Source organism: Eudoraea sp., from assembly GCF_049665975.1.
Lineage (GTDB): Bacteria > Bacteroidota > Bacteroidia > Flavobacteriales > Flavobacteriaceae > Eudoraea.
Genome location: NZ_JBATGR010000321.1, coordinates 1 through 6,270 on the forward strand (window position 1 = coordinate 1; position 6,270 = coordinate 6,270).

The following is a 6,270-nucleotide window of genomic DNA, read 5'->3' on the forward strand; positions in this document are numbered from 1 at the left end:
TTTGATTAAAAGCCAAAGCTTGCTGTTCACTGGAATCCTTATGTCGTTCAAAGAAGATTCTTTCTTGTTTTATCTTATTAATCACAACTTTGAATTATTAAAGTTTAATTCTAAACGGTGATTTATATAAATAGGTATAGAAATAGTGGAGAATAACTAAAATTATGAAAAGAAAAATCGATAAAAACCTTTTTGCCTGCCGAATCGGAATTCCTATAGCCTTAGGCTGTTTATTTATCCATTTGAACTTACATTCTCAAAAACCAGAACCAATTGAAATAACTGGCAAAGTTATTGATTCAGAAACAGGGGAACCTCTTGAATATGCTACCCTGATTCTTCAATCAATACCTAATCCAGAGCTCGTTACAGGTGCATTAACTGGTGCTAATGGCCAGTTTAATGTGGAGACGATTCCGGGACAATACAATGTAAGAGTAGAATATATTTCTTATAAAACATATGAACTAAAAACACAAAACTTTAGGGCATCAACTGATCTGGGGACAATAGAATTGCAAATAGATGCCCAGCAATTGGAAGAAGTAGAAATAATTGGAGAAAGGACAACAATAGAACTTCGCCTCGATAAGAAAATATACAATGTAGGCCAGGATCTTACGGTAAGAGGAGGATCTGTAACAGATGTTTTAGACAATATCCCTTCAGTTACTGTAGATGTAGAGGGAAATATAAGTTTAAGAGGCAATGAAAGTGTAAGGATTCTGATTAATGGGAAGCCTTCTGCCCTATCTGGAATTAATCCGGAAACATTACAACAATTACCGGCAGAAACCATTGAAAAAGTAGAGGTTATAACAAATCCATCTGCACGTTATGACGCAGAGGGTACTGGTGGTATCATTAATATAATACTCAAACAGGGTAAAAATTCAGGTTTAAACGGATCACTTAATCTTTTTGCGGGTTACCCGGATAATTATGGAGGTGCACTTAGCTTAAATCTAAGGCGGGAAAAATTTAACTTTTTTATTAATACGACCTATAGATATAGAAATGCTCCTGGTAATGCGCTGTTTGAGCAAGAAAACTTTAACCCTGATGGGACTACCGCAAGTTTTCAAAACGAAATACGGGCTTACCAAAGAGAAAGGAACGGATTCAATACTAATTTTGGTTTTGAATTATTTATTAACCCAACAACAAGTATCACGAATTCCTTTGTTTACAGGACTTCGAATGGCGAGAACACTATAAATATTGATTTCTTTAATTTTGATTCCAATGGTGATCCGACGGTTCAAAGGAATAGATTTACTATTGAAGGAGAAGATGAAAATGACATACAATATTCTTTCAATTTTGCTAAGAAATTCAATGACAAAGGCCATCAAATTACATTGGATTATCAATATTCAACCGGCTCAGAAGTAGAAAATGCAATTATTAATGAAATTGTTTTAGGTGAAAATGATGAACTTCCCACAGAACAGACTATTAATGATGAAACACAAATAAACCAACTCATACAAATGGAATATGTGCTTCCATTTAGCAAGGACAAGCAGTCACAATTTGAGATGGGATATAGAGGTACCTTTAATACGTTTGATACGGATTTTCAATTCGGAGTATTGGAGGAAGGATCTTTAATCAGTGACCCCAATTTTAGTAACCGGCTTATTTATACAGAAAACGTAAATGCCGCCTATGTTCAGTTAGGCAGAAAATTTAAACATTTTAATATTCTTGGGGGTCTGCGAATGGAGGCTTCTGATATCGGAATTGAATTGGTTAATACAAATGAAATAAATAATAAAAACTATGTAGATTGGTTTCCGTCTATTTTTATTGGCTATGATTTTTCTGAATTGGATAAGTTAAACATTAGCTATAGCAGAAGATTGAGAAGGCCACGCTCGCGATTTATTAATCCCTTTCCTTCCAGATCGAGCAATACAAATTTGTTTTTTGGAAATCCGGATCTCAATCCGACTTATACCAATGCTTTCAATTTAGAATATCTTAAACGATGGGAAAAGGTAACCTTAACTACTTCGGTTTATTACAATTATGCTACAGGAGTTTTTCAATTTATAACACTGGAAACAGGAGATTTTGTTGAAATTGAAAATCCGGATGATCCTGATAACCCCGTTTTTGTTCCTGTACAGGCTAGAACACCCATAAATCTTGCAACAGACACGCGCTATGGCATGGAATTTACTACCATCTACGTTCCTAAAAGGAATTGGCGCTTTACCTTAAATTTTAATATTTTTAATCAGCAATTACGGGGAGACTATACGTATACTAATTTTCTGGATGAGGAAATAACTCAAATTTTTGATGCAGATAACCTCGCTTGGTTCAGCAGGTTTAGTGCCAAAATTCCGCTACCTGGAAAAATAGATTTTCAGGCCAATCTATTTTATAGGGGGCCAACGGAAAACGCACAAAGCAAGAGAAAAGGTATTTTGAGTACTAATTTAGCTTTTAGTAAGGACATAATTAAAGACAAAGCCACACTTTCGCTTAATGTGAGTGATCTTTTAAACAGTAGAAAAAGAAGAAGTGAAACCCGCACGGATAATGTATTTACCTATAGTGAATTCCAATGGCGGGAAAGACAAATTACGCTATCCTTTTTATATCGCTTCAATCAAAAAAAGAATCAAAGAAATGGGAACCGAAGAGGAAATGGTAATGGAGATGATTTTGAATTTGAAGGATCTTAAAATCAAATACACCTAAAAGAAAAGAAGCCTGATGGCTTCTTTTTTTATTCGTTACGTTGGGCTCTTTTGGCTTCACGTTTTTCTTTCCATAATTCCATAAGATTGCCTCCCAGCCAATACGGAACTACAAATAATAATAAAAACATCATTAACCAAAAACCTATGGTTATAACGGTTAAAAAAGCTAAAAATCCCAAATATTGATCAAATTCGAACATACTCTTACTCTTTGGAAGACAAAGATAGTTTGAAAATAGTAATTTCCACAAATCAAAGGCAAAAAAAAATTAGATCATATGAAATTTCAATTTACAACCATCAAAATAAGTCTTCGTATCTTATCTTTGTAGGCATAAAACTATACTATTATGAGCTTCCGAATTGAAAAAGACACCATGGGCGAGGTAAAGGTCCCATCTGATAAATACTGGGGTGCACAAACAGAAAGATCGCGAAATAATTTTAAAATTGGTCCTCCGGCATCCATGCCTCTGGATGTAATTATGGGGTTTGCTTATTTAAAAAAGGCTGCGGCATACACCAATTGTGAATTAGGCGTATTATCCAAAGAAAAAAGAGATCTTATTGCCCAGGTTTGTGATGAAATACTCGCAGGAGATCATAATAACCAATTTCCTCTTGTTATATGGCAAACCGGTTCCGGCACGCAGAGCAATATGAATGTAAATGAAGTCATTGCTAATAGAGCACATGAATTGGCAGGTAAAGTCATTGGTGAAGGAGAGAAAACAATTCAACCAAATGATGATGTTAACAAATCGCAGTCCTCGAATGATACTTTTCCGACCGGAATGCATATTGCAATTTACAAGAAGATTATTGAGGTTTCTATTCCCGGATTAAGACAATTACGCAATACGCTCCATAAAAAGGCAGAGCTTTTTAGTAATGTAGTGAAAATTGGCAGAACGCACTTAATGGATGCCACTCCTTTAACACTTGGACAAGAATTTTCAGGTTATGTTTCTCAAATAGATCATGGGATAAAGGCACTTGAGAACACTTTAGATCATTTAAGTGAATTGGCATTAGGTGGCACTGCAGTGGGTACCGGATTAAACACACCTAAAGGCTACGATGTATTAGTAGCCAGGTATATATCTGAGTTTACAGGGCTTAAGTTTAAAACAGCTCCAAACAAGTTTGAAGCCCTTGCAGCACATGATGCGCTGGTGGAAAGCCATGGCGCCTTAAAACAAATAGCCGTCTCCCTTAATAAAATTGCCAATGATATTAGAATGATGGCATCAGGACCAAGATCGGGAATTGGTGAAATCATAATTCCTGCCAATGAACCGGGAAGTTCAATTATGCCGGGTAAGGTTAACCCAACCCAGTGTGAAGCGCTAACCATGGTTTGCGCACAAGTCATGGGTAATGATGTTGCCGTCACTATTGGAGGTACGCAGGGACATTATGAGTTAAATGTTTTTAAACCTTTAATGGCCGCTAATGTTTTGCAATCTGCTCAGCTTTTAGGAGATGCTGCAGTCAGTTTTGATTTAAATTGCGCTGTGGGCATAGAACCTAATTACGACGTCATTAAAGAATTATTGAACAATTCATTAATGCTTGTAACGGCATTAAATACAAAAATTGGATATTATAAAGCCGCAGAAATAGCTAATACAGCACATAAAAATGGGACTACCTTAAAGGTAGAAGCTGTTAAGCTGGGATATGTTACGGATAAAGAATATGATGAATGGGTTAAACCTGAGGAGATGGTAGGTGGTCTGAAATAGTAATCTGCTTCTTAATCTGCGCGATTAAAATTATAATTTTTATTAGAAGAGACCTGGGTAATTCTGGAGAATTTCCCTTCAGCAAAAGGGTATTGTATTTAATATAAAATGATATCAATAAAAAAGGGTCAACTTGAAAATTGACCCTTTTTTTATTAATGGATAGTGTTTATTATTTCAATGTAAACTTAGATGTTCCCAGTAATTTAAGTTTGTCATCATAAACATTTACCATGTAATTTCCTTTTTGGAAATCGCCAGATGGTTTGTTTATAAAATCACATACATCCAAATCATTATTTTCGTAGTAGAAATCGGTTTCTTTGCTATAAGATACAGAGGCACCGTCCTCACTTGATTTACTCATTCCTCCACCTAATACGTTACCTTGAGGATCTAAAACCTCAACAAGGAATTGTCTGTCTCCTGCTTCGGCAATTACGTTATCAGCTACAGTAAAACAAATTTTAAATTTATCTGTGCTTTTTGCTCTGGAAGTAGATACTAATTTACCATTATTACGCTCTCTTACAGCATCAACTGTAAAAGCAGATAAATTTAAAGCAGAACCTCTTTCAACAGCATCGGCCAACTGAGTATTTTGCACTACCAATGAATCGTTAAATACTGTTTGTTTTTCCAATTCAACAAAAGTACTATCTCTTTGCATTGCAATAAAAGTATTAGACTTAGTCAAAGAATCTACCTGACGTAGTAATTGTTCTCTTTCTTCCTTAAGAACACCAACCTGTCTTCTGTATCTTGAAAGGGAAGCAATATCAGATTTCATGGTTTTAACAGAGTCAATATACTTTGCAATTCTATCTCTTGCGCCAACCAATTCTTCATTTGTGGCATTACTTTCCAGGATAGCCTTGTCATATTCCGACTTTAAGCTATTCAAATCTTCAACGACAAGCTCTTTTTCCTGAGTAAGAGCCATAGTAGTCTTTTTCTTATCCTGATAGAGACTAACAGTGTAAATAATAGTAGCTAATAGAACTACGCCCAATAAGCCAGCTATAACTTTTAATCCATTGTTATTTTTTGTTTCAGTCATAATGTAAATATTAATTAACCTTTTTGTTACTTTTTAAAAGTGTTTGTTTGAGACTATATACGATTTAGATTTACTTTTAGATTTTTCTTACTAAAAAATATTTAAATACTTTTAACTAGAATCACCACTAATATTAACTTTAGTATTCGCAAAATCAGAATCGGAGTAATGTCTTTGAAAATCATCCCTTTTAGACCGGGCCTTGCCAAATACTTCAGAGATCTGAATTTAGCCTGGTTAGAGTATTACTTTCAAGTTGAGCCCAAAGATGCTGAGTTACTAGAAAACTGCGAAAGTAGCATCATTGAAAGAGGTGGATATATTTTTTTTGCAGAGATAAACTCTGAAATTGTGGGCTGTTATTCTTTTATTAAGATAAAAGATTCAAAATATGAACTAGGCAAAATGGCTGTTGACCCGGGTTATCAAGGACAAAAAATTGGACAGAAACTTATGGCACATGGAATTTCTTTTGCCAAAAGAGAAAATTGGAAAGAATTACTCCTGTATTCAAATACTATCCTGGAACCTGCCATTTATATATATAGAAAATATGGGTTCGAAGTAATAGATTTAGAAAAAAATACTCCATATAAAAGAAGTAATATTAAAATGCAGCTCATTTTATAATTGTCTATTATTATTTATCTTTATCTCTTTCCTTGTTATAATAAGAAAATACTATGAAAAATTTAATTATTGCTTTGCTCTCTTGTTTTACAATTTTAAGTAGTTGTAAGGAAAA

Annotated in this window: 5 protein-coding genes; 3 read left to right on the plus strand and 2 right to left on the minus strand. The window is 34.5% G+C overall.

What is annotated here, in order from left to right:
* Positions 1–164 precede the first annotated feature (164 nt).
* On the plus strand, positions 165–2,699 hold the full coding sequence (locus WBN20_RS11250; protein ID WP_424281741.1) for a TonB-dependent receptor domain-containing protein: 2,535 nt from the start codon (positions 165–167) through the stop codon (positions 2,697–2,699).
* Between the two features lie 44 nt (positions 2,700–2,743).
* Here the strand turns inward: WBN20_RS11250 and WBN20_RS11255 are convergent, their stop codons facing one another.
* Positions 2,744–2,917: a hypothetical protein gene (locus WBN20_RS11255; RefSeq protein ID WP_299162900.1), complete on the minus strand. Its 174-nt coding sequence runs from the start codon at positions 2,915–2,917 to the stop codon at positions 2,744–2,746.
* 150 nt (positions 2,918–3,067) lie between these two features.
* Here WBN20_RS11255 and fumC point away from each other — a divergent pair, with 150 nt between their 5' ends.
* Positions 3,068–4,465, plus strand: coding sequence for a class II fumarate hydratase (fumC, locus tag WBN20_RS11260; RefSeq protein WP_424270898.1), 1,398 nt, complete (start codon positions 3,068–3,070; stop codon positions 4,463–4,465).
* 172 nt (positions 4,466–4,637) lie between these two features.
* Here the strand turns inward: fumC and WBN20_RS11265 are convergent, their stop codons facing one another.
* Complete coding sequence (locus WBN20_RS11265; RefSeq protein WP_424270897.1) at positions 4,638–5,525, minus strand: hypothetical protein; 888 nt, start codon at positions 5,523–5,525, stop codon at positions 4,638–4,640.
* 168 nt (positions 5,526–5,693) lie between these two features.
* Between WBN20_RS11265 and WBN20_RS11270 the strand changes: the two genes are divergently transcribed.
* A complete protein-coding gene (locus WBN20_RS11270; RefSeq protein ID WP_424281742.1) occupies positions 5,694–6,155 on the plus strand; it encodes a GNAT family N-acetyltransferase in 462 nt (153 codons plus the stop codon).
* Positions 6,156–6,270 lie beyond the last annotated feature (115 nt).

Excerpts from the sequence above, each read along its gene's own strand:
- WBN20_RS11250 (WP_424281741.1), top strand. The coding sequence starts at position 165 with ATGAAAAGAAAAATCGATAAAAACCTTTTTGCCTGCCGAATCGGAATT.
- fumC (WP_424270898.1), top strand. The coding sequence starts at position 3,068 with ATGAGCTTCCGAATTGAAAAAGACACCATGGGCGAGGTAAAGGTCCCA.
- WBN20_RS11255 (WP_299162900.1), bottom strand. The coding sequence starts at position 2,917 with ATGTTCGAATTTGATCAATATTTGGGATTTTTAGCTTTTTTAACCGTT.
- WBN20_RS11265 (WP_424270897.1), bottom strand. The coding sequence starts at position 5,525 with ATGACTGAAACAAAAAATAACAATGGATTAAAAGTTATAGCTGGCTTA.
- WBN20_RS11270 (WP_424281742.1), top strand. The coding sequence starts at position 5,694 with ATGTCTTTGAAAATCATCCCTTTTAGACCGGGCCTTGCCAAATACTTC.